A 25,984-nucleotide genomic window follows, 5' to 3' on the forward strand; every position below is an offset into this window, starting at 1 on the left:
GTCTGTTGTATCTAGCGCTGATACAAAGCACCGCCTAGGATACGCGCCATATTTCCAGGGAGGCTGTTCATGAGTAAGGCATTGGTTTTGTGTGCACTGGGTGCAAGTCTGCTGCTCAGTGGTTGCCAGTCGGTCAACACCACCAACGGCGGCGCGGTGGGCGTGGAGCGCAAGCAGTACATGTTCAGCATGCTGTCGACCGATGAGGTCAACCAGATGTATGCCCAGTCCTACCAAAAGACTGTGGGTGAGGCGAGCAACAAGGGTGTGCTGGACAAGAACAGCAGCGAGGCCAAGCGGGTCCAGGCGATTGCCAATCGGCTGATCGCGCAGGCACCGGTCTTCCGTCCTGATTCGGCGCAGTGGACGTGGGAAGTCAATCTGATCAAGAGTGACGAGCTCAACGCCAACTGCGGTCCTGGCGGCAAGATCATTTTCTATACCGGGTTGATCGACAGCCTGAAACTCACTGACGATGAAATCGCCGCAGTCATGGGCCATGAAATCGCCCACGCCTTGCGTGAGCATGGTCGTGAAGCGATGTCCAAGGCCTATGGCATCGAAATGGCCAAGCAGGGAGCTGGTGCCTTGCTCGGGTTGGGGCAGGACACGCTGGCCCTGGCCGACACCGTGGCCAACTACGGCATGACCTTGCCCAACAGCCGCGCCAATGAAAACGAAGCTGACCTGATCGGCCTGGAACTGGCCGCCCGCGCCGGCTACAACCCGAACGCGGCGATCACCCTGTGGGACAAGATGAGCAAGGCTTCCGAAGGTTCGCCGCCAGAATTCATGAGCACTCACCCGGCGTCCAGCAGCCGGGTTGCGTCGCTCCAGGCAGCGATTCCGAAAGTCATGCCGCTTTACCTGAAGGCCAAAAAATCCTGAATCCTGAAGTGAGCCACAAGAGCTGAAGTCGTGCAGCTCTTGTGGCGAGGGGGCTTGCCCCCGTTCGACCGGGCTGGCGCTCCAGTGCGCAGCAGTCGCAAAGCCAGCGAGTGCGGTGTATCTGGCGGATCTCGGTTGCAGGGGTGAGGGCTGCTTCGCACCCCAACGGGGGCAAGCCCCCTCGCCACAGTTATCTACCAGGCAGTGACATGTCAGTCGAAAGTGTTACACCCACCCGCTGCTTTGCATCGCCTTGTACACCGCGACGATGGCCAGGATGAAGAACGCCGATGCTGCCAGGCGGCGGATCAGGGTCAGGGGCAGTTTGTCTGCGGCAAAATTACCCGCCAGCACCACCGGCACGTTGGCAATCAGCATGCCGAGCGTAGTGCCAATGACCACCAGCCACAACTCAGGGTACTGAGCGGCGAGCATCACGGTGGCGATCTGGGTCTTGTCACCGATCTCGGCGAGGAAGAACGCAATCAGCGTGGTCAGGAACGGCCCGAATTTGCGCGCAGTGCTGGCTTCGTCCTCATCCATCTTGTCCGGCACCAGGGTCCACAGCGCGGTCGCGGTAAAGCTTGCGGCAAGGATCCAGTGCAGCGTCGCATCCGAGAAGAAACTCCCGAACCAGGCACCGACAGCACCCGCCGCCGCGTGGTTGGCCAGGGTTGCAGCGACGATACCGGCGATGATCGGCCAGGGTTTGCGAAAGCGTGCGGCGAGAATGAGCGCGAGCAGTTGCGTCTTGTCGCCGATTTCAGCCAAGGCAACGACGGCGGTGGGAACGAGAAGAGAATCCAGCATCAGGGTTTTCCTAAGGGGCGGGTCGACACGGCTATGACACGTACAGCCTTCCCGCCCCGGGTAAGGTGTTCGTGTCATAGGTCTTGTCAAACCCTGCGATCCATCTGAGTGGACGCTTGGGTCGCATACGCCATGGTCTGAGGACCAAGTATGTTGACGTATGCCGGACGAGCATGGCGCTCGTGGGAGACTACTCCCCTAGGACGGAGCGGATTCTGCCTAGGCAAAAGCCATTCGGCAAGCGCTAATTTCTAGCCGCGCTTGGCCCGATAGATCCGGAAACCTTGCCCTTCGGCCTTGATCGCACACACACCGAGATGCTCCTCGATCAGCGGCTGATACTTCAGGAAGCTGTTGGCTACCAGGCGCAGTTCGCCACCGTTTTTCAGGTGTTTGGCTGCTTTTCGCAGCAGATTCTCCGTGGCGTGATAATCGGTGTGAACCCCGACATGAAACGGCGGATTGCTCAGGATTGCGCTCAAACCCATCGGTGCAGCGTCGATGCCATCGCCGGTCAGCACCTCGGCCTCCAGGCCGTTGGCCGCCAATGTCAGGCGACTGCTGGCAGCGGCGAACGCATCAACGTCGAGCAGGGTGACGGTGTTGTGTGGATAACGCCGTTTCACCGCCGCGCCCAACACGCCAGCACCGCAACCGAAATCCAGCAAGTGACCGCTTGGCAGTTTGTCCAGATGTTCGAGCAGCAGCGCGCTGCCGCGATCCAGTCGACCGTGACTGAACACGCCCGGCAGGCTGATCACTTTCAGTGGGCCTTCAGCCAGCGGCAGTTCGTATTCCTGCGCCAGGCTTTCCAGCGATTTGGCCTCGGGCGCATTGGCCACGGTGACCTGCCAGAGCTGGCAGTGGCGGGCGCTGTCGAGCTTGCGCGGTTTGCCGAAGGGGCTCAGCTGTTTGGCCGCGCCTTCGATGCCGCTGCGTTTTTCACCCACCAGGTACAGCTCGCGACCGGCCAGGCGCGAGGCGAGGGCATTGAGGATGTAATCGGTCAGGTCCTTGGATTTGGGCAGGAACACCACCGCCGTTTCAAATTCGCGGCTCGGAGCATTCACGCCAAAGTGGCTGCGCTCGGCAAAGCGTGCGTCCAGCGCCGCTTGATCACCTGCGTGCCAGCACCAGCCGTGAGCGTTGGGCAATTTGCCCAGCAAGTCATCGGCGGGCAAACCGGCCAGCAGCAACTCGCCTTGAAACAACTCAGCCTGACGAAGCAGTACTTCACTGCGCGGATCCATACTCTGCTCCTTGAAAAAAAGTGCGGCAGTTTATCAACTGACGACCCGCCGCGCTGTACCGCTGAAGAAGCCTTGGGCGTTTTCGGTCAGTTGACCGACGATCCGCTGCCGCGCCTCGCGGCTGCCCCAGGCGTTGTGCGGGGTGACGATCAAGCGCGGGATGTCGGCGGCCAACAGCGGATTGCCGGCGGTGGGTGGCTCGACACTCAGGACGTCGGTCGCCGCGCCGCCCAGATGCCCGTTGCGCAACGCATCGGCCAAGGCTTGTTCGTCGATCAGTCCACCGCGTGCGGTATTGACCACAAAGGCGCCGGGTTTGAGCAGCGCCAGTTCGCGGGCACCAATGAAGTTACGGGTATGTTCGTTGAGCGGGCAGTGCAGGGTCAGCGCGTCGATTTGCGGCAGCAGCTCATCCAGCGGCAAGCGGTCGGCGCGGGCCGGCCGCCCAGGCAATTGGCCGAGCAACACGCGCATGCCAAAGGCTTCGGCCAGCCGCGCGACGGCGCCACCCAATTCACCATGGCCGAGCAGGCCGAGGGTTTTGCCTTCGAGTTCGACGATCGGGAAATCCAGCAGGCAGAACTGTTTGGCCTGCTGCCAGCGACCTTCAGCGACGGCTTTCTGGTAATCGCTCAGGCGGGTGGCAAGGTTCAGCAGCAACATGATCGTGTGCTGCGCCACCGACGGCGTGCCATAACCCTGGCAGTTGCTCACGGTAATCCCTTGGGCGCGGGCGGCGGCCAGGTCGACATTGTTGGTGCCGGTGGCGGCGATCAGGATCAGCTGCAGTTCGGGGCAGGCCTTGAGGGTTTCGGCGTTCAGCGGGACTTTATTGCTGATTGCCACGCTGGCGCCTTGCAGCCGTTCGACGATGTTGTCGGGCGTGGTCAGTGAGCGCAGCTGCAAGTCATCGAAGCACTGCTGCAACCCACTGAGGTCGAGGTCACCGAGGTCCAGTGAACTGTGGTCGAGGAATACGGCGCGGCGATTGTTCGTCATTAACTGTACCTTTTGCGCAGGAGTCTGAAGGCGTACTCTGCCGAGCCTACCAGATGAAACAAGTTGTTATGCCCTGAGCTAAAACAGACACCAAAACTGTGGCGAGGGAGCTTGCTCCCGCTCGAGTGCGCAGCAGTCGCAAAGCCGCCAACGCGGTACACCTGACGAAACGCGGTTGCAGGGTTCAGGGCTGCTTCGCAACCCAGCGGGAGCAAGCTCCCTCGCCACCGGTATGATGTTTGACCAAGAAATCTTCGATTGATCGGCCTGGCCTAAAGGAGCCCCCCATGTACTGGACAGAGTTTTTGACCGTCGCCCTGATTCACCTGCTTGCCGTGGCAAGCCCTGGTCCGGACTTTGCCGTGGTGGTGCGTGAGGCCGTGACCCACGGTCGTCGCGCCGGGACCTGGACGGCGCTGGGTGTCGGCTCGGCGATTTTCCTGCACGTGGGCTACTCGCTGCTCGGTATCGGCCTGATCGTCTCGCAGTCGATCATGCTGTTCAACGCGCTGAAATGGCTGGCGGCCGCCTACCTGCTGTACATCGGCTTCAAGGCGCTGCGCGCGCAGCCGGCGAAACCTGCCACTGAAAACCTGCACAAGGAAGCCGGCGAGCGCACCGCACGCGGCGCATTTACCTCAGGTTTCGTGACCAACGGCCTGAACCCCAAAGCCACGCTGTTTTTCCTGTCGCTGTTCACCGTGGTGATCAACCCGCACACACCGCTGGCGATTCAGGCCGGTTACGGCGTTTACCTGGCGGCAGCCACCGCGATCTGGTTCTGCCTGGTGGCAATGCTGTTCAGCCAACAGCGCGTACGGGCCGGTTTTGCCCGCATGGGCCACTGGTTCGACCGCACGATGGGCGTGGTGCTGATCGCCATCGGCGTGAAGCTGGCCCTGACCGAGATGCATTGATCCACTCTCGGAAACAAATGCTGGCGCAAAGCTAGCATTTGTACGGCTCTGCAAATCATCCCTTTGGCTGATTTAGCTGGCGCTCCGGCTGACTAAAGTGCTTATCTTTTCAGTCACGACCGTGTAGTCAGATAAAGGGATGCTTATGTTGGAGACGCGCGTTATTCCGCCAGCCGAAGGCGCTTATCAATACCCGCTGTTGATCAAGCGGCTGCTGATGTCCGGCAGCCGTTACGAGAAAACCCGCGAGATTGTCTACCGCGACCAGTTGCGCTACAGCTACCCGACCCTCATCGAGCGTGTCGCGCGGCTGGCCAACGTGCTCACGGCGGCCGGGGTCAAGGCCGGGGATACCGTGGCCGTGATGGACTGGGACAGCCATCGCTACCTCGAATGCATGTTTGCCATCCCGATGATCGGTGCGGTGATCCACACCATCAACGTGCGCCTGTCGCCCGAACAGATTCTCTACACCATGAACCACGCCGAGGACCGCTTCGTGCTGGTCAACAGTGAGTTCGTCGGGCTGTACCAGGCGCTTGCCGGGCACCTGACCACGGTCGAGAAAACCCTGCTGCTCACCGATCTGCCGGAAAAAACCGCCGACTTGCCCAACCTGGTCGGCGAGTACGAGCAACTGCTGGCTGCCGCGAGCACCCAGTACACCTTCGAAGATTTCGATGAAAATTCGGTGGCGACCACCTTCTACACCACCGGCACCACCGGCAATCCCAAGGGCGTGTATTTCACCCATCGGCAACTGGTGCTGCACACCATGGGCGTGTCGACGATCATGGGCAGCATCGACAGCGTGCGCCTGCTGGGCACCAACGACGTGTACATGCCGATCACCCCGATGTTCCACGTGCATGCCTGGGGCTTGCCGTACGTGGCGACCATGCTGGGGCTCAAGCAGGTTTACCCCGGCCGCTACGACCCGGAATACCTGGTGGAGTTGTGGCGCAAGGAAAAGGTCAGCTTCTCCCATTGCGTGCCGACCATCCTGCAAATGGTCCTCAACGCCAAGTCCGCGCAAGGCACGGATTTCGGCGGCTGGAAAATCGTCATCGGCGGCAGCGCCCTGAACCGCGCGCTGTACGAAGCGGCCAAGGCCAAGGGCATTCAGTTGACCGCCGCCTATGGCATGTCGGAAACCGGTCCGCTGGTGTCCTGCGCTCACCTTAACGATGAGCTGATGGCCGGCACCGAAGACGAACGCACCACGTATCGCATCAAGGCTGGCGTGCCGGGTCCCTTGGTGGAAGCGGCGATCATCGACGCTGATGGCAACTTCCTGCCGGCCGACGGCGAGTCCCAGGGCGAACTGGTGCTGCGTGCGCCGTGGCTCACCGAAGGTTATTTCAACGAACCCGAGAAGGGCAAAGAGCTCTGGGCCGGGGGCTGGCTGCACACGGGCGACGTGGCGACCCTGGACAGCATGGGGGTGATCGACATCCGTGACCGGATCAAGGATGTGATCAAGACCGGTGGCGAGTGGATTTCCTCCCTCGACCTCGAAGACCTGATCAGCCGCCATCCGGGGGTACGGGAAGTAGCAGTGGTCGGTATCCCTGACCCGCAATGGGGCGAGCGCCCGTTTGCCTTGCTGGTGCTCCGTGAAGGCCATGCAATAGGCGCCAGGGAACTCAAGGAACACCTCAAGCCTTTCGTCGAACTGGGGCACCTGAGCAAGTGGGCCATCCCGAGCCAGATCGCCCTTGTTACTGAAATTCCCAAGACCAGTGTCGGCAAGCTCGACAAGAAGCGTATCCGCGTCGACATCGCACAATGGCAGGCCAGCAACAGCACCTTCCTTTCGACGCTGTAAGCGTCCTTTGCCGGGCCCGAAAGGGCCCTGCAAGCCCACCAAGCAAGCGCTTGGCTTGTTTATTCAGAATTTTCAGCCATCCTTGCCAGGCCGACATCTGTCGGATTGGCAACAGGACTGTTCCAGAGTGGTGGGGCTGCAAATCACACTTTAGAGGGATCAAGCAGTACTACCTGCTGGCTATAGTCCGCTCAAGGATTTTTAAGAACGGGGCAAACGCACAAAACGGGGCGATGCAACTTTGGATGACTTCGGGACGACATGGGCTCCCCGTTATTCAGAGCGTTTTTAGAAGTGCTCAATGCCATAACAATAAAGCACATGGAGTAGCGTCGATGACATCAATAAACCAGTTCTGGCGCCGGGCGAAACTGCCTCTGGCAGTCAGTCTCGCCTCTACGCTCGCCGGACCCGCATTCGGCGTCAGTTTCAACGTCGGTGAAATCGAAGGTCAGTTCGACTCGTCCCTCTCCCTGGGCATGAGCGTGTCTACCCAACAACCGAACAAGAACCTGATCGGTGTCAACAACGGTGGCAAGGGCCTGTCCCAGACCTCCGATGACGGGCACTTGAACTTCAAGAGCGGGCAAGCCTTTTCGAAAATCTTCAAGGGCATCCATGACCTTGAATTGAAATACGGCGATACCGGCGTCTTCGTGCGCGGTAAATACTGGTACGACTTCGCGCTGCAAAACCAGGACCTGGAATTCAAGAACGTCAGTAATGAGGGACGCAAGGAAGGCGCCAAGTCGTCGGGTGGGGAAATCCTCGACGCCTTCGTCTACCACAACTACTCCATTGCCGATGAGCCGGGTTCCGTGCGCTTGGGCAAGCAGGTGGTCAACTGGGGTGAAAGTACCTTCATTGGCGGCGGCATCAACTCGATCAACCCGATCGACGTGTCTGCATTCCGTCGTCCCGGTGCCGAGATCAAGGAAGGCCTGATCCCGGTCAACATGTTCTACATCTCGCAAAGCCTGACCGAGAATCTGTCGGCTCAAGCGTTCTACCAGATCGGCTGGGACCAGACCGTTGTCGACAACTGCGGTACCTTCTTCTCGCAGCCAGACATCATTGCCAACGGTTGCACCGACAACCTGCGCGTCCTGAACAAGCGTTCGACCATCCCCGCCGTCGCCTTGGGGCCATTGGCCGCGAACGGTGTCAACGTCAACGAAGAGGGCGTGCTGGTGCGTCGCGGGCAAGACCGCGAGGCGAGCAACAGCGGCCAGTGGGGTGCGGCGTTCAAGTACATGTTCGATCCGCTGGACACCGAGTTCGGTGCCTACTTCATGAACTACCACAGCCGTGCGCCGATCTTCAGTGCCACTGGTGCTCCGCAGTCGGTCTACAACGGCGTCAAGGCATTGCCCGGTCCGTTCCAGGCCCTCGGGCCGCTGCTGGTCGCGGGTAATTCGCAGTACTTCGTCGAGTACCCGGAAGACATCCGCCTCTATGGCCTGAGCTTCTCCACCACCCTGCCTACCGGTACGGCGTGGAGCGGTGAGATCAGCTACCGGCCGAATGCGCCGGTGCAGTTGAACTCCACCGATATCCTCTTCGCCGGTGTTCGTCCGCTGGGTGGCGCGCTGACCAACGCTTCGTTGCTCCAGGGTGTTCCAGGGGAAGACCTGCACGGCTATCGCCGCAAGGAAATCACCCAGATCCAGACCACTTTCACGCACTTCTTCGATCAGGTCATGGGCGCCCAGCGTCTGACTGTGGTGGGTGAAGTCGGACTGACTCACGTCGGTGGCCTCGAAAGCACGTCCGATGTCCGTTATGGCCGCGATCCGGTCTTCGGCCCAGGCGAACTGCCCGCCACGGGCGGTCTGGACACCTGCTCGCAGATTCTTAACACCTCCACCATCAACGGTGCCGGGCCAGGTGCTGCGACCAACAACCGTAGCTCCAACTGCAACAACGACGGTTTCACCACCGCCAACTCCTGGGGGTACCGCGCCCGCGCCATCTGGGAATACCCGGACGTCTTCGCCGGTGTGAACCTCAAGCCCAACGTCGCCTGGTCGCATGACGTCAGCGGTTACTCGCCAGGCCCTGGCGGCAACTTCGAGGAAGGTCGCAAAGCGGTCAGCCTGGGTCTCGATGCCGAGTACCAGAACACCTACACCGCGAGCCTCGCCTACACCAACTTCTTTGGCGGCAAGTACAGCACCGTGGATGATCGCGACTTCGTTGCGCTCAGCGTCGGCGTGAACTTCTAAGCACTGCATCTTCAGGACGAACAAGAATATGAAAGTAACCAAAAGTCTGTTGCAAGCGGGTGTCCTCGGGCTTTCGCTGTTGGCAACCGCGGTCATGGCAGCAGTTCCGGCCGCTGAAGCGGACAAGTTGGGCAAGAGCCTGACGCCGATGGGCGCGGAAATGGCAGGCAATGCCGATGGCTCGATCCCGGCCTGGAAACCCATGGAGAAAAACGCCGGCAGCGTCGACAGCAAAGGCTTCCTGTCCAACCCGTACGCCAGTGAGCAACCGCTGTTCACCATCACCGCGCAAAACGTCGACAAGTACAAAGACAAACTGGCGCCGGGCCAATACGCAATGTTCAAGCGTTACCCGGACACCTTCAAAATGCCGGTTTACCCGTCGCATCGTGGCGCGACCGTGCCGGATCAGGTGTTCGTCGCCATCAAGAAGAACGCCACCAACACCAACCTGGTGTCCGGCGGCAACGGTCTGGAAAACTTCGAAACTGCCGTGCCGTTCCCTATTCCGAAAAGCGGCGTCGAAGTCATCTGGAACCACATCACCCGCTATCGCGGTGGCAGCGTGACCCGTCTGGTGACCCAGGCCACGCCGCAACCGAACGGCTCCTACAGCTTGGTGTACTTCCAGGACCAGTTCGTGTTCCGCGACAAGATGAAGGATTACGACCCGAAAAACCCGGGCAACATCCTGTTCTACTTCAAGCAGAAAGTGACTGCACCGGCGCGTCTGGCCGGTGGCGTGCTGCTGGTTCACGAAACCCTCGACCAGGTGAAGGAGCCGCGTTCGGCGTGGGTCTACAACGCCGGTCAGCGTCGTGTGCGGCGTGCCCCGCAAGTGTCTTATGACGGGCCGGGTACGGCTGCCGATGGCCTGCGTACTTCCGATAACCTGGACATGTACAACGGTGCCCCGGATCGTTACGACTGGAAGCTCGAAGGCAAGAAAGAGATGTACATCGCCTCCGACAGCTACAAGCTAGACTCGCCGGCGCTCAAGTACGACGAAATCATCAAGGCCGGTCATATCAACCAGGACCTGGCGCGTTACGAACTGCGTCGCGTCTGGCATGTGGTTGCGACCCTGAAGGAAGGTCAGCGCCACATTTATGCCAAGCGTGACTTCTACATCGACGAAGACACCTGGCAAGCCGCGGTCATCGATCACTACGACGGTCGTGGTCAACTCTGGCGTGTGGCTGAGGCGCATGCCGAGAACTACTACGACCAGCAAGTGCCGTGGTATGCCCTGGAAACCCTCTACGACCTGCAGTCCGGGCGCTATCTGGCGCTGGGCATGAAGAACGAAGAGAAACGTGCGTATGACTTCGGTTTTACCGCGAGCACCAGTGATTTCACCCCGGCTGCACTGGCTCAGGACGGTGTTCGCTAACGTGTCGTAACACAGAGGCCGCATCCTCGAAAAACGCCCCGACTGGTTCGGGGCGTTTTTTTGTCTCGAAAAAAGATCGCTGCATAACCAGCCCGGTAACTTTTGTTCGTAGTCTTTTTGTAGCCATTTGTAGCAGGAACCTTCAATCCGCTCCGGTTTACCGCTAGTCTGCGGACATCTGCAATGCCGACAACAGCACTTAAACAAGAGTTGGCTATGACTGACCTGTTCCGAATCCAAAGGCCATCCGGCGCGGCAATGCCTGTGCTGGAAGGGCGTTTTTACCGGCCCCCCTTGCCCGACAGCTATGTGCTGCGGCCTCGTCTGTGCGAGCGGCTGAGTGCCGGGTTGCAAGGGCGACTGCTGCTGGTCAGCGCGCCGGCGGGGTTCGGTAAAAGCTCATTGGCGGTGGAGTTCTGTCAGAGCCTGCCGGCGCATTGGCAAAGTCTCTGGCTGGGGTTGAGCCCGCGCGACAATGATCCCGGGCGCTTCCTCGAACGGCTGCTTGAAGGCCTGCAAAACTATTTTCCACAGCTGGGCAGCCAGGCCCTTGGCCTGCTGAAAATGCGTCAACGCCATCAACCGTTCGCCTTCGAAGAATGGCTGGACGGGCTGCTCGATGAACTGGCCATTCACCTGTCACCGAGCGCGCCGCTGCTGCTGGTTCTGGATGACTACCATCTGGCCCAGGGCCCGGTGCTCGATCGCTGCCTGCAATTTTTCCTCAATCACTTACCCGATGGCCTGCTGGTGCTGGTGACCAGTCGCCAGCGTCCCGACTGGCACCTGGCGCGTTTGCGCCTGTCGCGGCAATTGCTTGAGCTGAGCGAACAGGACCTGCGCCTGACCCACGACGAATCCCTGACCCTGCTGGATCGACACAGCAGCTCATTGCGCGGCGAGGCGCTGGAGAATCTGATCCAGCGCAGCGAAGGCTGGGTCGCAGGGCTGCGTTTCTGGTTGCTGGCTGCCTCTGAAGCGCGCAATGGCGGCGCGTTGCCGCAGCCGCTGCACGGTGGCGAAGGCTTGATACGCGACTACCTGCTTGAAGAAGTCATCGACTGCCTGCCCGCCGAAGTGCAGTCGTTTCTATACGACACCGCACCGCAAGAGCGCTTCTGCAGCGAGCTCTGCGACGCCGTGCGCGAAGCCCATGACAGCGCTGAGATCCTGCGCTTTCTGCTGTCCCATCAAGTGTTCCTGGTGCCGCTCGACGAACACGGCCATTGGTACCGTTATCACCATCTGTTTTCCGACCTGTTGCGCAGTCGGCCGACCGCCAATGCGATGGTGCCCACCGCCAGCCTGCACTTGCGCGCCTGCCGCTGGTTCAACGCCCAGGGTCTGCTCGATGAAGCGGTGGAGCAGGCATTGCGCGCCGGGCACCTGGATGTAGCGGCGAACCTGGTGCAGAACCTTTCCGAAGAACAGCTGCTGGCCGAACAGAACGTCGGCATGCTGCTGCGCTGGAAAATGGACTTGCCCGACAGCCTGCTGATCAGCACCCCGCGACTGATCGTGCTGTACAGCTGGGCGCTGGGGCTGGCCTGCCAGCTCGATGCGGCTGAAGAATTGGCCAGCCACTTGAGTCGCTTCCTGCCGGCACCGTCGGCCACCGCGCAGAAATCCATGCTGGCGCAGTGGCTCGCGCTCAGCGGGATCATCGCGCGTGGCCGCGGCCAGCGTGAACTGACGCTGCTGTATTGCACCGAAGCGCTGGAGAGCCTGCCGCACAAACGTTACGGGCAGCGCTTGATGTGCCTGTCGACCTTGTCCAACCTGGCGATCGCCGACGCGGACCTGTGGCGCGCCCGGGGCTTGAACCGCGAGTCGCTGGAGCTGGCGCAACGGGTCGGCAATCCGCTGTTCGAAGCGCTGGCCCATTACGACCGCGCACGGGTGCTGCAAGCGCGCGGGGAAATTCTCCGTTCGCTGGATGAAGTGCATCAGGGCCAGCAACGTTTGCAGGGTTTATCGCCGCAGCGGCTGTATGCGATTCGCGCACGCCTGACCTTGTACGAAGGTTTTCTGCTGACCCTGCGCCTGCAGCCCGAAGCCGGGCTGGCGCGTTTGCGGACAGGGCTGAACGAAGCTCGGGCCTGTCGCGATATCAGCGTGCTGATCGGTCATTGCGTGATCGCCAAGCTGGAAGGCTGCAATGGCGAGTTCGCCCGGGCGTTTGCCGAACTGGCCGAGGCTGAACGGCTGATGCACATCTGGGACGTGCCGCCGATTTACTACCTGGCGATGATCACGCTGGTGAAATGCGAGCTGTGGCTGGCTCAGGGCCGCACCGATCTGGCCGAAGCCTGGTTGGCGCGATTGGGTCAAACCTACAACGGCGAGCACGCTGCGGCACCGCCGGAGTTTCATCCACAAATGCCGCTGCACATCGAACTGCAACAGGCGCTGCTGGAGTCCATCCAAGGGCAGCCGATGCTGGCGGAAGGGCGTTTGAACGCATTGCTGGAACATGGGCAGAAGACCGGAAGGCAGATGCTCAGCGTGATGGCGTTGAATCAGAAGGTCGCGCTGTTGCTGAACAATGGCCGTGAACCTGAAGCGCGTCAGGCGTTGGGGCTGGCCTTCGAGGCGGCGGCCGGTGGTGTCCTGCAACCTTTTGGTGAGTTATTGCGCGATCACCCGGACTGGCTGCGTGAGCAACTGGCACAGTGTCCGACCGGTGCACTGCGTGAGAGCCTGATCGAGCGCTTACCCCAAGCCACTGCCCGCGAGACGGTTGAGTTGCAGCACCCCAGTGAAGCACTCAGCGCCCGCGAACAGGCAGTCCTGCAATTGATCGCCCAAGGCTGCTCGAACCAGGAAATCAGCGATCAGCTGTTCATCTCGCTGCACACCGTCAAAACCCACGCCAGCCACATCAACGGCAAACTCGGTGTCGAACGCCGTACCCAGGCCGTGGCTCGGGCCAAGGAGCTGGGCTTGTTGGCGTAACGTCCAGCGATCAGGGGCGGGCCTTGGCGGTCAGCTGCTCGCGACAATAATCGGCAAACAACTGCGCCGGTTTGGTCAGTTGCCCGCGTTTGAGCCAGGCCGCCACCAACCCCGAACCGGTGACGTCTTCGACAATGTCGACGCACACCACTTTCTGCCCGTCGTAGGTGCATTCCGAATGCGGCCGGGTGACCAGAATTGAAAAGCCGAAACCCTGGCCAACCATCCCGCGCACCATCTCGATCGACGGCGAGCTGAAAGCAATTCTGGGCGTCAGCCCGAGTTCTTCAAACAAACTGACGAAGTAGGTTCGGCTTGGCTGCACGTCGAGCAGAATCATTGGTTCCAGGCACAGGTCACGCAGGGACACTTGTGCTTGCTGGGCAAACCGATGATCGGCCGGCAGCAGCGCGTAAGGCCGTTGCGCCGGCATCAGCGGTTCGGTTTCGATGGTGGCGTCCAGGTCGTGCTCGTAGAGGATCGCCAGATCGAACGCACCCGAGGTCAGGTTCTGGACCAGCTCTTGCTGCTCGCCGTCGCGAATGCGGATTTCCACTCCCGGATACAGCGCCGAGAACCCGGCAATCAATTGCGGCAGGTACAACGGCGCGACGGTTTCGAAGCAGCCGATATCGATCTGCCCGGACACCACGTCGTTGTCGGCCAGGGCGTTCTGTTCGAACTCCTTGGCCATGCGCAGCAGCTCCTGAGCCTTGCGGTAGAAGCGTGCGCCACTGGGTGTCAGGGAAACGCCCTGGGCGTGGTGACGAATCAGCAACTGCACGCCAAAGCTGTTTTCCAGACCCTTGATCGCCGTGGAAATCGACGGCTGGGCGATGTACAGCTTACGCGACGCCTCGGCGACGCTGCCGCATTCGACGGTGGTAATGAAGTACTTCAATTGACGCAGATTGTAAGCAGCCACAGCAAACCTCGGGGTGGATGGATTCGACGCCAGTCTCGACCGTTGAACCCAAGCAATTTGCGCACCGCCCTTATCCACTGGGGCGACGGTTTTGTTGTGCTTGAACAATAACCACATGGCGCGCACGCGGGGAGCTTGGCTGCCCAGTTTTTTCATGGCCTGCGACCACATATTTACTATTTTTCCCCTGCCGCCGCCTGAGCCACCATCGATCGCACACTAAAAAGTCCAAGGAGCATCCGAACGTGTTCGAGCTTGAATATTGGCAAGGCCAGGCCGCCGCGCTGCAGTTTCCTACGCAGGCGTTGATTGAGGGCAAACAACGGCCGGCACAGTCCGGGCAAACCTTCGCCGCGATCAACCCGGCCACCGGCGCAGTGCTGGCCGAGGTGGCGGCGTGCGGTAATGCAGACGTCGATGCGGCGGTTATTAGCGCACGACAGGCGTTTGAGTCGGGCGTCTGGTCGGCGCGTTCGCCCGGCGAGCGTAAACAGGTGTTGCTACGGTTGGCCGAGCTGATCATGGCCAACCGCGAAGAACTGGCGCTGCTCGATTCGCTGAACATGGGCAAACCGGTGATGGACGCCTACACCATCGATGTGCCGGGCGCCGCCGGGGTGTTTCGCTGGTACGCCGAAAGCCTCGACAAACTCTACGACCAGATCGCCCCGAGTGCGCAGAACGTGCTGGCGACCATCACCCGCGAAGCCCTTGGCGTGGTGGCCGCCGTGGTGCCGTGGAATTTTCCGCTGGACATGGCCGCGTGGAAACTTGCGCCGGCGCTGGCCGCCGGCAATTCGGTGATCCTCAAACCGGCCGAGCAATCGCCGTTCTCCGCCTTGCGTCTGGGCGAGCTGGCGCTGGAAGCGGGTGTGCCGCCAGGCGTGCTGAACGTGCTGCCGGGCCTCGGCGAACAGGCCGGCAAGGCCTTGGGCTTGCACCTGGACATCGATTGCCTGGTGTTTACCGGATCCACCGAAGTCGGCAAATATTTCATGCAGTACTCGGCGCAGTCGAACCTCAAACAGGTATGGCTGGAGTGCGGCGGCAAGAGCGCCAATCTGGTGTTCGCCGACTGTCAGGACCTCGATCTGGCGGCGCAGAAAGCTGCGTTCGGGATCTTCTTCAATCAGGGCGAAGTCTGCTCGGCCAACTCGCGGCTGCTGGTGGAACGCTCGATCCATGACGAGTTTGTCGAGCGCCTCATGGTCCAGGTCGAACGCTGGCAGCCGGGTGATCCGCTGGACTCGTCGAGCACTGCCGGGGCGATTGTCGACAGCCGGCAAACGGCGCGAATCATGAAGTTCATCCAGCAGGCTGAACGCCAGGGTGCGAAGCGTGTGTGCGGTGGCCAGCAGTCGATTATCAACGGCTCGGACAACTTCATTCAGCCGACGATTTTTACCGGCGTGACGGCGGACATGCCGCTGTTTCGCGATGAAGTGTTCGGCCCGGTGTTGGCAGTCACGGCGTTCGATGACGAAGCCAGCGCACTGCAACTGGCCAACGACAGCGTCTATGGTTTAGCCGCATCGTTGTGGACCGACGACCTCAACCGCGCCCACCGCGTGGCGCGGCAATTGCGCGCCGGGACGGTGTCGGTCAACAGTGTCGATGCGCTTGATGTAACGGTGCCTTTTGGCGGCGGCAAGCAGTCCGGTTTTGGCCGTGACCTGTCGCTGCACTCATTCGATAAATACACCCAGTTGAAGACCACCTGGTTTCAACTGCGCTGACAATAAAAACGGAGAACTGGCGATGACCACCCCACGTGAAACCCGCGACTATCAGGCCGCCGATGCTGCGCATCACATCCACGCGTTCGTCGATCAGAAAGCCCTCAACGACGAAGGGCCACGGGTGATGGTCCGTGGCGACCGCCTGCACCTGTGGGACAACGACGGTCGGCGTTATCTGGATGGCATGTCCGGGCTGTGGTGCACCAACCTCGGTTACGGGCGCAAGGATCTGGCCGCCGCAGCGAGCCGGCAACTGGAGCAGTTGCCGTACTACAACATGTTTTTCCACACCACCCACCCGCAGGTGATTGAGCTCTCCGAACTGCTGTTCAGCCTGCTGCCGGGGCACTACAGCCATGCGATCTACACCAACTCCGGTTCCGAGGCCAACGAGGTGTTGATCCGCACGGTACGGCGCTACTGGACGATCCTCGGCAAGCCTGAGAAGAAAGTCATGATCGGCCGCTGGAACGGTTATCACGGCTCGACCCTGGCCGCCACGGCGCTGGGCGGGATGAAGTTCATGCACGAAATGGGCGGGATGATTCCGGACATCGCGCACATCGACGAACCGTATTTTTTCGCCCACGAAGGCAACCTCACGCCCGCCGAATTTGGTCTGCGGGCGGCGCAGCAACTCGAAGAGAAGATTCTTGAACTGGGCGCCGACAAGGTCGCCGGGTTCATCGCCGAGCCGTTCCAGGGCGCTGGCGGGATGATCTTTCCGCCAGAGAGTTACTGGCCGGAAATTCAGCGGATCTGCCGCAAATACGACGTGCTGCTGTGCGCCGATGAAGTGATCGGCGGCTTCGGGCGCACCGGTGAATGGTTCGCCCACGAGCACTTCGGTTTCGAGCCCGACACCTTGTCCATCGCCAAGGGCCTGACCTCGGGTTATATCCCCATGGGCGGGCTGGTTCTGTCGAAAAAAATGGCCCAGGTGTTGGTGGAGCAGGGCGGGGTATTCGCCCACGGCCTGACCTATTCCGGGCACCCGGTCGCGGCGGCGGTGGCCATCGCCAACCTCAAGGCCTTGCGCGATGAAGGCGTGGTCACGCGGGTCAAGGACGACATCGGCCCGTACCTGCAGAAATGTTTGCGCGAAGTGTTCGGCAATCACCCGTTGGTCGGTGATATCCAGGGCGTGGGCATGGTCGCGGCTTTGCAATTGGCCGAGGACAAAACCAGCCGCAAACGCTTCGCCAACGAGAACGACATCGCCTGGCGCTGCCGTACGATTGGCTTCGAAGAAGGAGTGATCATTCGCTCGACTCTGGGCCGGATGATCATGGCTCCGGCGCTGATTGCCACGCGTGAAGAAGTGGATGAACTGGTCGGCAAAACCTTGCGCGCGGTGGATCGTACGGCACAGGAATACGGCCAGCTCTGAGATTGCTGGAAGGTCCTGCGGACCTTATCGCGGGCAAGCCTTGCTCCTACGGATTTGTAGTCGATCACACTTGCGTGGTTCGACACACAACCTGTAGGAGCAAGGCTTGCCCGCGATAGCTATTGCCCGTTCAGTACACTTCTCACCTCTTGCACCCACCCCGGGCACCTCCGCCCATGGCGCCCATTTGCAGTGCGCGCTACCGAGGTTTTTCTTCATTCGCGGCGACATATTTCCTCGTTTTCCTATGGTCTTCCTTGGGCCAACATCAACCTCGCCAGTCAGCCGAACGCTGACCACCTCAAGGTCCATTCAGAGACCGCAGGTAGCACCTGTTCCAAGGCCGCTGGCCGTACTGCCCAGGACAAAACTAAATCAACAGCTGTGGGAGTGCTCCATGATCAAGTCCTTGCTAACCCGTTTCGCTCAACCACTCGCGATCACCGCCATCGCTGCCGGGGTCGCCACCAGCGCCCAGGCCGGCACCCTGTCCATCGGCCACACCACGTGGGTCGGTTACGGCACCCTCTACCTCGCCCAGGACCTGGGCTACTTCAAGGAGAACGGCCTGAGCGTCGAACTGCCGGTGGTAGAAGAAGCCTCGATGTACATGGCCGCCCAAGCCTCGGGCCAGTTGTCCGGTTCGGCCTCGACCATCGATGAAGTGCTCAAATATCGCCCGCAGTTCTGCTTCAAAGCGGTTGTGGCTCTGGATGACAGCCATGGTGGCGACGGTGTGTTGGTGGGCAAGGACGTCATGAGCCTGCAAGAGCTCAAAGGCAAAGCCGTGGCGGTGAACGAGGGCTCGACCTCGCAGTTCTGGCTCTCGTACCTGCTGAAAAAGAACGGCATGAAAATGAGCGACATCACCGTGCAGAACATGACTGCCGACGATGCCGCCACCGCGTTCATCGCCGGTCGCGTACCGGCCGCCGTGACCTGGGAACCCCACCTGTCGATGGTCCGTGACAAGAAGCAAGGCAAAGTGCTGATCGACAGCAGCACCACCCCCGGTGTGATCGTCGACGTGGTCGCGCTCAACTGCAACGTCATCGAGAAACAACCGGAAGACGTCAAAGCCCTGGTCGCCGGTTTGTACAAAGCGGTGAAGTACACCCAAGAGCATCCGGACGAGGCTTACGCAATCATGGCCAAAGGCGTCGGCGGTTACCTCGCCGATCCGAAGGAACTGGCCGCAGCCGCCAAAGGTGTGCGCTTCTACGATCAGGCCATGAGCGAAAAACTCCTTGGCTCGCCGGGCAAACCGGGTGACAGCGCAGCGCTGATCAAAATCGCCAACGAAACCGCCAGCGAACTGCAAGGCAAACCCTACAACGTCAGCCACGACGAACTGGTCGACAACCGCTTCGTCAGCCCGCTGTAGGAGGTGGCCATGTTCAAGCGAAATTCATGGTTGAGCCGCTGCATCACGCCCAAGACCGGCTTGCCGGTCAAGGTGATCTGGAGCGCCAGCGGCCTGGCCTGGGTGCTGCTGGTCGGCCTCTGGGCCGGGTTGTCGTACGGCGGCGTGGTGCCGGGCATGTTCCTGCCGACACCCGGCGCGGTACTCGATGCCGCCGTGCGCCTGGCGCGCGACGGCACACTTGGGGTCCACGTTTGGGCAAGCCTGGAAGTGGTGATGGTCGGCTTCATCGTCTCGTCGCTGGTGGCGGTGCCGTTGGGGTTGCTGATGGGCAGTTTCCGCATCGTCCAGGCGTTCCTCGAACCGATGGTCAACTTCATCCGCTACCTGCCGGTGACCTCGTTTGTGCCGCTGTTCATCCTGTGGATCGGTATCGGTCTGGAGCAGCGGGTCTCGGTGATCATTTTCGGCGTGTTCTTCCAGCAACTGGTGATGATCGCCGATGTCTCCAAAGGCATCTCCAAGGACCTGATCAACGCCTCGTACACCCTCGGTTCCAATCGCCGCGATGCGGTGCTGCATGTGATCGCTCCGGCCTCGTTGCCGGGTGTGCTCGACACCTTGCGCGTCACCATGGGCTGGGCCTGGACGTACCTGGTGGTCGCCGAACTGGTGGCCGCTTCCAGTGGTCTCGGCTACCTGAGCCTCAAAGCCATGCGCGGCTTTCAGGTGGATGTGATCTTTCTGGCGATCGCGATCATCGGCCTGTTGGGCCTGATCACCGATCAACTGTTCCGTTTTCTTCGACTGAGGATCGCCGCATGGGCTCAGTAACCGCCGCCAATCATCGTTTCACCACACCCACTGCAGCGCTGGTGCACGCCGCGCCACGGCTGCAAGTGGACAAGGTCAGCTTGCGCTACCAGAAGCCTGACGGCGGGATGTTTACGGCGCTGGAAAAGGTTTCGTTCGAAGTGCCGGACCAGCAGTTCGCGGTGCTGGTCGGGCCCTCGGGCTGCGGCAAATCCAGCCTGCTGTACCTGACGGCAGGCCTGGCCGAACCCACCGAAGGCGAGATCTACGTCGGTGGCCAGCACGTCGAAGGCCCCGGCGCGGATCGCGGCATGGTCTTCCAGAGCTACACGCTGTTCCCCTGGCTGACCGTGCGGCAAAACGTCGAGTTTGGCCTCAAGCGTCGCGGCATGCCGGCGGCCCAGCGCAAGGAAATTGTCGACTACTACGTCAACGAAGTCGGCCTCACCGGCTTCGCCGACAACTACGCCAAGCAACTCTCCGGCGGCATGATGCAGCGTGTGGCCATCGCCCGGGCTTTGGCCAACGACCCGCAAATCCTGCTGATGGACGAACCCTTCGGCGCTCTCGACAGCCAGACCCGTCTGCAAATGCAGCAACTGCTGCTACGGGTCTGGGGCAACAGCAAGAAGACCGTGCTGTTCGTCACCCACGACATCGACGAAGCGATTCTGCTCGGCGACCGGGTCTATGTGATGGGCGCGAGACCTGGGCGGATCAAACAGATTCTCGACGTGCCGATCGAGCGTCCACGCACGCTGGACATGGTCATGGAGCGCTCGTTCATCGAGATGAAGCGAGAGATCTTCGGCTTGCTGCATGACGAGTTGGAGGAGGCGCATTAATCGCAGTGCTGCATCAGACACAAAACCCGTGGCGAGGGAGCTTGCTCCCGCTCGCCTGTGAAGCAGGCGCAAAACCTGCTGACGGGGTTTGCCTGGCAACACGTTTGGGGGGCGCTCTGCGCCCCAGCGGGAGCAAGCTCCCTCGCCACAAATCGCCACGCATTCCGCCATCAAGCTCATCGAGATGAAGCGCGAGATCTTCGGCTTGCTGCATGACGAGTTGGAGGAGGCGCATTAATCGCAGTGTCGCGTCAGACACAAAACCCGTGGCGAGGGAGCTTGCTCCCGCTCGCCTGCGAAGCAGGCGCAAAACCTGCTGACGGGGTTTGCCTGGCAACACGTTTTGGGGGGCGCTCTGCGCCCCAGCGGGAGCAAGCTCCCTCGCCACAAATCGCCACGCATTCCGCCATCAAGCTCATCGAGATGAAGCGCGAAATCTTTGGCTTGCTGCATGACGAGTTGGAGGAGGCGTGTTGACAAGGACTCAGGCGTCCGTTGTCTCCGGGAGCGGCTCCGGTGCCTGAACTGAGAAGTTCAGGGTAACTGTGAAGCGGTTCTTTTCGGGCGCGACCTCGATGTGCCAGCCCAGTTTTGCGCAGAGCTGGTGCATCAGTTCGAGCCCGAGGCCGTAACCGAAATCGGTAGATTCCTGATGCAGCGGGGTGTCGCGTATCCGGTTGACGATGCGCAGTTGCAGCTGTTCGAAGGTGATTTCGACGCTGCCATTGTCGGCATATTGCAAGGCGTTGCGCAGGAAGTTACCCACCACGATGCGGCACGCGGTCAGGGGCAGACGGCAAGGCTCGTCGCTGATGCGCAGGATCAATTCGATATCGCGTTTGCCGATCAGGTAGCGATGTTCCTTGATCAGTTCATTGAGCAACTGGCGCATGTCGAGCGGTTCTTCGCGAAGCGCTTCCGGGCTCTCGCGGCTCATCCACAACAACGTCTCGGCAATCCGCTGCATGTTCAGCACCGAGCGCTCGATCCGCTGCAAGGGCGGGGGCAGTTCGCCGCCGGACTGCACGGCGAGCAATTCGACATTGGCCTTGAGCACCGCCAGCGGTGTACGCAGTTCATGGCTGGTGTAGCGCAGCAGACGCTCTTCACGCAGGCTCGCGGCTTTAACCTGTTGCACACTGTGGGCCAGCGAATCGGCCAGCACATTGAACTCGCGAAAGATGAAATGCGGCCGGCCATTCGGCGCCGCGCCGACGCATTCCAGGCGGGTCGACCACTGCGTCAGCCGGCCGAGTGGCCGGACCACCCACCACACCAGCAGGGCGATGATGATCAGCGCGGGAATAAACACTGCCAGACCGATCATGCTGATCATCGCCAACTCGTGTTCCAGGTAGGCATCGGACAACGGCGTCTCAACCACGCCACCTGCTTCATGGTCGTGGTCGGTGCCGTACATATACAGCGTTTTACCGTCGTACAACGGGTGGATCAGGATGGCCGTACCGTCATCCTCGTCGTCGGATTCCATGTCACTGAAGAACTGCACGGCGCCGAAGACCAATGTCGGCGTGGTGTCGAGCAGGTCGCGGATGTTCTTCGGCAAGGCCTCCTTGCCGATAGCACTCTTGACGAAGTAGTTATCGGGTGGCGGGGTCGTCGGGTCCTGCTGGTAATGCCGGGCGAAGTATTGCGCTTCCTCTTCCATCATCGCGCTGGCGGTAAACAGGAACCCGCGCATGGTGTACACCGGCAGCAGCTGATTATAGATGATCAGCACCACGGCAATAATCAACAGCAGACTGCCACTGATCACCCACTTCAGGCTCAGGCCTTTGCGCATGTCGCCCCCAACTGAACGCCGATACCGGGCAACGTCTGGATCAACGCCACATCGAAGTCTTTGTCGACCGCCTTGCGCAGACGGTGCATGTGCACCTTGAGCGTGTTGCTGTCCGGCAGTTCGTCGCCCCAGATCGCTGCTTCCAGGCGTTCGCGGTTGACCGGCACGGGGCTGGCGCGCATCAGGCATTCGAGCAACGTCCAGCCGGTCGGTGACAGGTGCAGTTCCTGCCCGTTGCGACTGACCTTGCGCGTTGAAAGGTCCATGATCAGGTCTGCAACTTGCAGCCGGCTGGCCTGGCCACTGCGGCGCAGGCTCAGGGCGCGGATCCGCGCAACCAGTTCCGGCAGTTCGAACGGCTTGACCAGATAGTCGTCGGCCCCGACCGAGAAACTGGCGAGTTTGTCGGCCAAGGCATCCAGCGAGGTGAGCATCAGGATCGGCGTCTGATTACCGTGCTCGCGCAGCTTTTTACACAGCTGCTGACCGTCCAGGCGCGGCAGCATGATGTCCAGCAAGATCACGTCATAGTGCTGAGCAAGTGCCAGGTTCAAACCCATTTGCCCATCACTGGCGTGGTCGCAGACGATCCCGGTGATTTCCAGGTATTCGATGACAGTGTTCGCCAGGTCGATGTTGTCTTCGACCAACAACAGATGAATATGCACGCACAGACCCACGGTTTTTTACTGGTGGGGCAGAGGATAGCGGAGTTGCGATTCTTCGCGACAATGTTCACCTGACGTTAACCCGCTGGTCCCTATTGTGGCGGCGTGTTTCAACAACAGGACCTCGACATGCAACCCGCAGGCTCGGAAAAGGAAAGCGACCACTACACCGCACAGTTTGTTTTGTGCTTGCTGCTGGTGCTGAGCATCGCTATTGGTATGGCCATCTACATCTCCCAACTGAATGCCTGGATCGATAAGAGAAGAGCCTATTCAACCCCCCACTCGTTTGAGTGCGGCAGAGGGCAGGGCGTCTTCATCATCGACCCCAACGGCAAACGCCGTGATTGCTACTTTGTTGAAGAGACTGAGGACGCTGAAGATCAATAGCGCCAAATGCCGGTGGCATCAGCCCGCGAAATTCAATCGCAAGAAACGTAGTTCTTGCGTTTGAACCCACAATTACTCTGAATACGTCCTCTGACACAGATGAACGATCGCCTTCAGCGTCCAGCGACGTCTGAAGCTACTGTCGGATCAAGGAGTCAACCATGTCGTACGTATTCAAACTGATGAAATCCCCCGTCGGCACCCTCACCCTGGTCGCCAAAGGCAGCAAGCTCTGCGCGATCCTCTGGGAGAACGACAAACCCGACCGCGTTCGCCTTGGCCCGTTGCACGAAGATATCCACAGCCCGGTGTTGCTGGAAGCTGAGCACCAGCTCAATCAGTACTTTGCGAGTGAGCGGGATTGCTTTGAGCTGGAGCTTGATTTTGCTGGCACCGATTTTCAGCAGAAGGTTTGGCAGGCGTTGCTGACGATACCGTTTGGGGAGACGCGCAGTTATAGCCAGATTGCTCGGCAGATTGGTAACCCGAAAGCGGTTCGGGCGGTGGGGGCGGCGAATGGGAAAAATCCGATTTCGATTGTTGCGCCGTGCCATCGGGTGATTGGGGCTTCGGGGAGTTTGACCGGGTTTGCGGGTGGGTTGGGGGTGAAGCAGTTTTTGTTGGGGTTGGAGGGGAAGGAGACGTTGCAACTGGATTTTTGATGTAGGGAGATGTTGTGGGCACCATGGCCGGTAATCTCGAGGCGAATTGGCTCCGCGCAGGGCTTCGTGAAACGTTAAAGACCTTTCCTGGTTTGATCGAGTACCGCGCCTACTGCCCGATGAGCGACGACCGAATCTTCGCGGACTTAGCAATGTGGGACAGTCTTGAGAACGCACAAAAAGTGGCAAAGGCGTTCAATGATGGAGATCCGAGATTCTCTGAGTATATGTACGCTATTGAAAACCTGACGCTCATGAGTCACCTCGTTCCAGAGATGAGTTGACCCCGACGGACTGCCAGAGCAGGCAAGAAAGACCGATGCCTTTGCTGTCAGGCATCGGTGTCGTCACTTCCAGTGTAAGTGTCCTCAGATCACCTATTGCTATGTTCCGGGCTGCAAACTGACGTTATCTGGTAAAACCGTTTCGAAAAAACGTATCGTCCGCCCTCACACCTTGCGTGACTAAATGGGCGACCACGTATGGGGCAGCAACTCGATAAACCCACCACACTGTCGTCCGCGTAACGCACAACGATCACATCGCCACGGGCATGCCGCTGCAGGGACATCGAACTCTCGATTCAAGATGTTCGGGATATCCAACCGTTCAACCGTCGCTCGTTTATAGGCATGAGAACCTGGCTATTTGCTGACGAGGTCGGGCTCACGCATCAAGCTGCGCACTTTGAACCGACCGATTTGCTCACCATCGTCACGCATCAACGAGAGAAGGCTACGGCTGCCGGCAGCACTACGACTTTGTGAAAACAACTCGCTCACCCGGCTGCGCAACAGAAGCCGTTCGACATCAGGCGTTTGGCGCTTGAGGCGATGGGTGTAGTAACTTTACCGGTTGATTTCAAACACTTTGCACAGCCAATCAACAGGCTCATGGACGCTTAGCTGATTGATCAGCGCGTACGCTCGTGATCTCCGACATCAAGAGCGCGGTAGCCTTTTTTAATATCGATTTATCCCACTCAAGGCGGGCGATCCGGGCTTCCAGTTCCTGGATTTTCTGCTGTTCCGGTGTCAGCGCTTTACTCTGCGGGGTAACGCCTTGGCGCTCCTGCTGAACCTGGTCGACCCAGCGGCGTAGTGCCGACTCGCCGATGCCAAGTGAGCGGCTGGCTTCGATATAGCTGTAGTTTTGCTTGAGCACGAGGTCGGCAGCCTCGCGTTTGAATTCAGCAGAAAAGGAACGGCGTTGTTTGGTCATCTGACACCTCGATCTGGTGAGCATTCTCACCTAAATGGGTGTCCGTTTTCATTAGACCACTACAGTGTGCACTCAAATTGTGCGCACCATTTTTAGCCATTCTTAAGCGGACACCCATACGACAAGAGCGTCGCAGCTATTCCAAGTCCTTTAAAGCTCAGGTTTCAACCGATCAGGTTCACCGTTAAGGACAGCGATAAACATTTCCTGAAAGGGTGACGTTGGTTTGCTCCAATCGGTTGTCCGAACCGGTTTGGCCCGCTCGTTGAGTTAGCAGATAAACCCGATTGCCCCCCATTGCTGCTGCTTTGTTTTTCAGGTCATTACGGGCTCCGGTCTCCAGGTTGGCGTTCCCAGTAATACTGCCCAGCAGAAAGTCGCCCTGACTACCTGTAACGTCTCCCAGGAACTGGCATTCGGAGCCAGGCTCGTTATGAGTTATGCGTACGGTGTTGGCGATGGGACCCACAGTAGATGTAGGTGCGCAACCTATCAGTCCAAGCAATACGGTGGACAAACTGATGCGAATAAGGGTACGGGGGATAAGCATGTACACGACTCCTTTCTTACCAAAATGACATTGCCCTTTTGGATAATCTGCCAGGGCTTTAAGCCTGCGCAGTATCAAGATTTGGTGGAATAGGAACTGTATTAATTAGTAATTTTTTCTTGCAAATCTGTAAACAAAAATTATACGTATCCGACGCCCATTCGCTCGCGGCAGGAATGGCAGTTACCTGCCCCCCGCGAAAAAATGCATGCCCCCCCGGGTTGCATAAGCCAATCAGCTTGTCGCAGACACGTTGTTTCAAGGGATGCGCCCGCGCAGCTGAGAAATATGGAAAAAGGGGACTGGAAAAAGGGGACGGATTTATTTGCCATTGGTGGGGGGGCATTGG

Annotated in this window: 21 protein-coding genes, 1 pseudogene and 1 riboswitch; of the genes and pseudogenes, 14 read left to right on the forward strand and 8 right to left on the reverse strand. The window is 59.9% G+C overall.

Going from position 1 to position 25,984, the window contains the following annotated elements:
* The first annotated feature begins 69 nt into the window (after positions 1 to 69).
* A complete protein-coding gene (locus AO353_RS14985; RefSeq protein ID WP_054595660.1) occupies positions 70 to 888 on the forward strand; it encodes a M48 family metallopeptidase in 819 nt (272 codons plus the stop codon).
* 225 nt (positions 889 to 1,113) lie between these two features.
* Here the strand turns inward: AO353_RS14985 and AO353_RS14990 are convergent, their stop codons facing one another.
* The 3 genes from AO353_RS14990 to AO353_RS15000 form a co-directional block, all read right to left on the reverse strand.
* Entirely contained in the window at positions 1,114 to 1,698 is a 585-nt protein-coding gene (locus tag AO353_RS14990) for a TMEM165/GDT1 family protein (RefSeq protein ID WP_054595661.1), read from the reverse strand.
* Positions 1,699 to 1,787: 89 nt separating this feature from the next.
* A riboswitch (yybP-ykoY riboswitch) is annotated at positions 1,788 to 1,909 on the reverse strand.
* 40 nt (positions 1,910 to 1,949) lie between these two features.
* Positions 1,950 to 2,948 (reverse strand): class I SAM-dependent methyltransferase, encoded by a 999-nt coding sequence (locus AO353_RS14995; RefSeq protein WP_054595662.1) that lies wholly within the window; start codon positions 2,946 to 2,948, stop codon positions 1,950 to 1,952.
* A gap of 33 nt (positions 2,949 to 2,981) precedes the next feature.
* On the reverse strand, positions 2,982 to 3,947 hold the full coding sequence (locus tag AO353_RS15000) for a 2-hydroxyacid dehydrogenase (RefSeq protein WP_054595663.1): 966 nt from the start codon (positions 3,945 to 3,947) through the stop codon (positions 2,982 to 2,984).
* A gap of 287 nt (positions 3,948 to 4,234) precedes the next feature.
* Here AO353_RS15000 and AO353_RS15005 point away from each other — a divergent pair, with 287 nt between their 5' ends.
* The 5 genes from AO353_RS15005 to AO353_RS15025 all read left to right on the forward strand — a co-directional run bounded on the left by AO353_RS15005 (position 4,235) and on the right by AO353_RS15025 (position 13,265).
* Complete coding sequence (locus AO353_RS15005; RefSeq protein ID WP_054595664.1) at positions 4,235 to 4,864, forward strand: LysE family translocator; 630 nt, start codon at positions 4,235 to 4,237, stop codon at positions 4,862 to 4,864.
* Positions 4,865 to 5,009: 145 nt separating this feature from the next.
* The gene (locus AO353_RS15010) at positions 5,010 to 6,692 is read left to right on the forward strand and encodes a fatty acid--CoA ligase (protein ID WP_054595665.1); all 1,683 of its coding nucleotides are present in this window, start codon (positions 5,010 to 5,012) and stop codon (positions 6,690 to 6,692) included.
* Between the two features lie 335 nt (positions 6,693 to 7,027).
* Complete coding sequence (locus AO353_RS15015) at positions 7,028 to 8,917, forward strand: DUF1302 domain-containing protein (protein WP_054595666.1); 1,890 nt, start codon at positions 7,028 to 7,030, stop codon at positions 8,915 to 8,917.
* A 28-nt stretch (positions 8,918 to 8,945) separates the two neighbouring features.
* Positions 8,946 to 10,310 (forward strand): DUF1329 domain-containing protein, encoded by a 1,365-nt coding sequence (locus AO353_RS15020; RefSeq protein ID WP_054595667.1) that lies wholly within the window; start codon positions 8,946 to 8,948, stop codon positions 10,308 to 10,310.
* A gap of 216 nt (positions 10,311 to 10,526) precedes the next feature.
* Entirely contained in the window at positions 10,527 to 13,265 is a 2,739-nt protein-coding gene (locus AO353_RS15025) for a LuxR C-terminal-related transcriptional regulator (RefSeq protein ID WP_054595668.1), read from the forward strand.
* A gap of 10 nt (positions 13,266 to 13,275) precedes the next feature.
* Here AO353_RS15025 and AO353_RS15030 read toward each other — a convergent pair whose 3' ends face one another.
* Positions 13,276 to 14,190: a LysR family transcriptional regulator gene (locus AO353_RS15030; RefSeq protein WP_054598237.1), complete on the reverse strand. Its 915-nt coding sequence runs from the start codon at positions 14,188 to 14,190 to the stop codon at positions 13,276 to 13,278.
* Between the two features lie 245 nt (positions 14,191 to 14,435).
* Here AO353_RS15030 and AO353_RS15035 point away from each other — a divergent pair, with 245 nt between their 5' ends.
* The 5 genes from AO353_RS15035 to AO353_RS15055 all read left to right on the forward strand — a co-directional run bounded on the left by AO353_RS15035 (position 14,436) and on the right by AO353_RS15055 (position 20,340).
* Positions 14,436 to 15,926 (forward strand): aldehyde dehydrogenase, encoded by a 1,491-nt coding sequence (locus AO353_RS15035; RefSeq protein WP_054595669.1) that lies wholly within the window; start codon positions 14,436 to 14,438, stop codon positions 15,924 to 15,926.
* Positions 15,927 to 15,948: 22 nt separating this feature from the next.
* Positions 15,949 to 17,319 (forward strand): aspartate aminotransferase family protein, encoded by a 1,371-nt coding sequence (locus tag AO353_RS15040; RefSeq protein ID WP_054595670.1) that lies wholly within the window; start codon positions 15,949 to 15,951, stop codon positions 17,317 to 17,319.
* A 397-nt stretch (positions 17,320 to 17,716) separates the two neighbouring features.
* On the forward strand, positions 17,717 to 18,703 hold the full coding sequence (locus tag AO353_RS15045) for an ABC transporter substrate-binding protein (protein ID WP_054595671.1): 987 nt from the start codon (positions 17,717 to 17,719) through the stop codon (positions 18,701 to 18,703).
* A 9-nt stretch (positions 18,704 to 18,712) separates the two neighbouring features.
* Positions 18,713 to 19,516 (forward strand): ABC transporter permease, encoded by an 804-nt coding sequence (locus AO353_RS15050; protein ID WP_054595672.1) that lies wholly within the window; start codon positions 18,713 to 18,715, stop codon positions 19,514 to 19,516.
* A complete protein-coding gene (locus AO353_RS15055) occupies positions 19,504 to 20,340 on the forward strand; it encodes an ABC transporter ATP-binding protein (protein ID WP_054595673.1) in 837 nt (278 codons plus the stop codon). Before AO353_RS15050 ends, AO353_RS15055 begins: the two co-directional genes overlap by 13 nt.
* 484 nt (positions 20,341 to 20,824) lie before the next feature.
* Here AO353_RS15055 and AO353_RS15060 read toward each other — a convergent pair whose 3' ends face one another.
* Entirely contained in the window at positions 20,825 to 22,144 is a 1,320-nt protein-coding gene (locus tag AO353_RS15060; protein WP_054595674.1) for a sensor histidine kinase, read from the reverse strand.
* A complete protein-coding gene (locus AO353_RS15065) occupies positions 22,129 to 22,812 on the reverse strand; it encodes a response regulator transcription factor (protein ID WP_054598238.1) in 684 nt (227 codons plus the stop codon). Before AO353_RS15065 ends, AO353_RS15060 begins: the two co-directional genes overlap by 16 nt.
* A 129-nt stretch (positions 22,813 to 22,941) precedes the next feature.
* Between AO353_RS15065 and AO353_RS15070 the strand changes: the two genes are divergently transcribed.
* The 3 genes from AO353_RS15070 to AO353_RS15080 all read left to right on the forward strand — a co-directional run bounded on the left by AO353_RS15070 (position 22,942) and on the right by AO353_RS15080 (position 24,148).
* Positions 22,942 to 23,202, forward strand: a complete 261-nt coding sequence (locus tag AO353_RS15070) for a hypothetical protein (RefSeq protein WP_054595675.1) — start codon at positions 22,942 to 22,944, stop codon at positions 23,200 to 23,202.
* A 161-nt stretch (positions 23,203 to 23,363) separates the two neighbouring features.
* The gene (locus AO353_RS15075) at positions 23,364 to 23,864 is read left to right on the forward strand and encodes a methylated-DNA--[protein]-cysteine S-methyltransferase (RefSeq protein WP_054595676.1); all 501 of its coding nucleotides are present in this window, start codon (positions 23,364 to 23,366) and stop codon (positions 23,862 to 23,864) included.
* Between the two features lie 14 nt (positions 23,865 to 23,878).
* Positions 23,879 to 24,148, forward strand: a complete 270-nt coding sequence (locus AO353_RS15080; protein WP_173860031.1) for a hypothetical protein — start codon at positions 23,879 to 23,881, stop codon at positions 24,146 to 24,148.
* Between the two features lie 261 nt (positions 24,149 to 24,409).
* On the opposite strand, the pseudogene AO353_RS30690 reads toward AO353_RS15080, so the two are convergent.
* Together AO353_RS30690 and AO353_RS15095 are read right to left on the reverse strand one after the other, a co-directional pair.
* A pseudogene (locus AO353_RS30690) lies at positions 24,410 to 25,085 on the reverse strand (transposase); the annotation flags it as partial.
* Positions 25,086 to 25,269: 184 nt separating this feature from the next.
* Complete coding sequence (locus AO353_RS15095; RefSeq protein WP_081013735.1) at positions 25,270 to 25,635, reverse strand: DUF4156 domain-containing protein; 366 nt, start codon at positions 25,633 to 25,635, stop codon at positions 25,270 to 25,272.
* Positions 25,636 to 25,984: the final 349 nt, after the last annotated feature.

This window comes from Pseudomonas fluorescens, from assembly GCF_001307155.1.
In the GTDB taxonomy this organism is placed as follows: Bacteria; Pseudomonadota; Gammaproteobacteria; order Pseudomonadales; family Pseudomonadaceae; genus Aquipseudomonas; species Aquipseudomonas helvetica.

Excerpts from the sequence above, each read along its gene's own strand:
- AO353_RS14985 (WP_054595660.1), top strand. The coding sequence starts at position 70 with ATGAGTAAGGCATTGGTTTTGTGTGCACTGGGTGCAAGTCTGCTGCTC.
- AO353_RS14990 (WP_054595661.1), bottom strand. The coding sequence starts at position 1,698 with ATGCTGGATTCTCTTCTCGTTCCCACCGCCGTCGTTGCCTTGGCTGAA.
- AO353_RS14995 (WP_054595662.1), bottom strand. The coding sequence starts at position 2,948 with ATGGATCCGCGCAGTGAAGTACTGCTTCGTCAGGCTGAGTTGTTTCAA.
- AO353_RS15000 (WP_054595663.1), bottom strand. The coding sequence starts at position 3,947 with ATGACGAACAATCGCCGCGCCGTATTCCTCGACCACAGTTCACTGGAC.
- AO353_RS15005 (WP_054595664.1), top strand. The coding sequence starts at position 4,235 with ATGTACTGGACAGAGTTTTTGACCGTCGCCCTGATTCACCTGCTTGCC.
- AO353_RS15010 (WP_054595665.1), top strand. The coding sequence starts at position 5,010 with ATGTTGGAGACGCGCGTTATTCCGCCAGCCGAAGGCGCTTATCAATAC.
- AO353_RS15015 (WP_054595666.1), top strand. The coding sequence starts at position 7,028 with ATGACATCAATAAACCAGTTCTGGCGCCGGGCGAAACTGCCTCTGGCA.
- AO353_RS15020 (WP_054595667.1), top strand. The coding sequence starts at position 8,946 with ATGAAAGTAACCAAAAGTCTGTTGCAAGCGGGTGTCCTCGGGCTTTCG.
- AO353_RS15025 (WP_054595668.1), top strand. The coding sequence starts at position 10,527 with ATGACTGACCTGTTCCGAATCCAAAGGCCATCCGGCGCGGCAATGCCT.
- AO353_RS15040 (WP_054595670.1), top strand. The coding sequence starts at position 15,949 with ATGACCACCCCACGTGAAACCCGCGACTATCAGGCCGCCGATGCTGCG.
- AO353_RS15045 (WP_054595671.1), top strand. The coding sequence starts at position 17,717 with ATGATCAAGTCCTTGCTAACCCGTTTCGCTCAACCACTCGCGATCACC.
- AO353_RS15050 (WP_054595672.1), top strand. The coding sequence starts at position 18,713 with ATGTTCAAGCGAAATTCATGGTTGAGCCGCTGCATCACGCCCAAGACC.
- AO353_RS15055 (WP_054595673.1), top strand. The coding sequence starts at position 19,504 with ATGGGCTCAGTAACCGCCGCCAATCATCGTTTCACCACACCCACTGCA.
- AO353_RS15060 (WP_054595674.1), bottom strand. The coding sequence starts at position 22,144 with ATGCGCAAAGGCCTGAGCCTGAAGTGGGTGATCAGTGGCAGTCTGCTG.
- AO353_RS15070 (WP_054595675.1), top strand. The coding sequence starts at position 22,942 with ATGCAACCCGCAGGCTCGGAAAAGGAAAGCGACCACTACACCGCACAG.
- AO353_RS15075 (WP_054595676.1), top strand. The coding sequence starts at position 23,364 with ATGTCGTACGTATTCAAACTGATGAAATCCCCCGTCGGCACCCTCACC.
- AO353_RS15095 (WP_081013735.1), bottom strand. The coding sequence starts at position 25,635 with ATGCTTATCCCCCGTACCCTTATTCGCATCAGTTTGTCCACCGTATTG.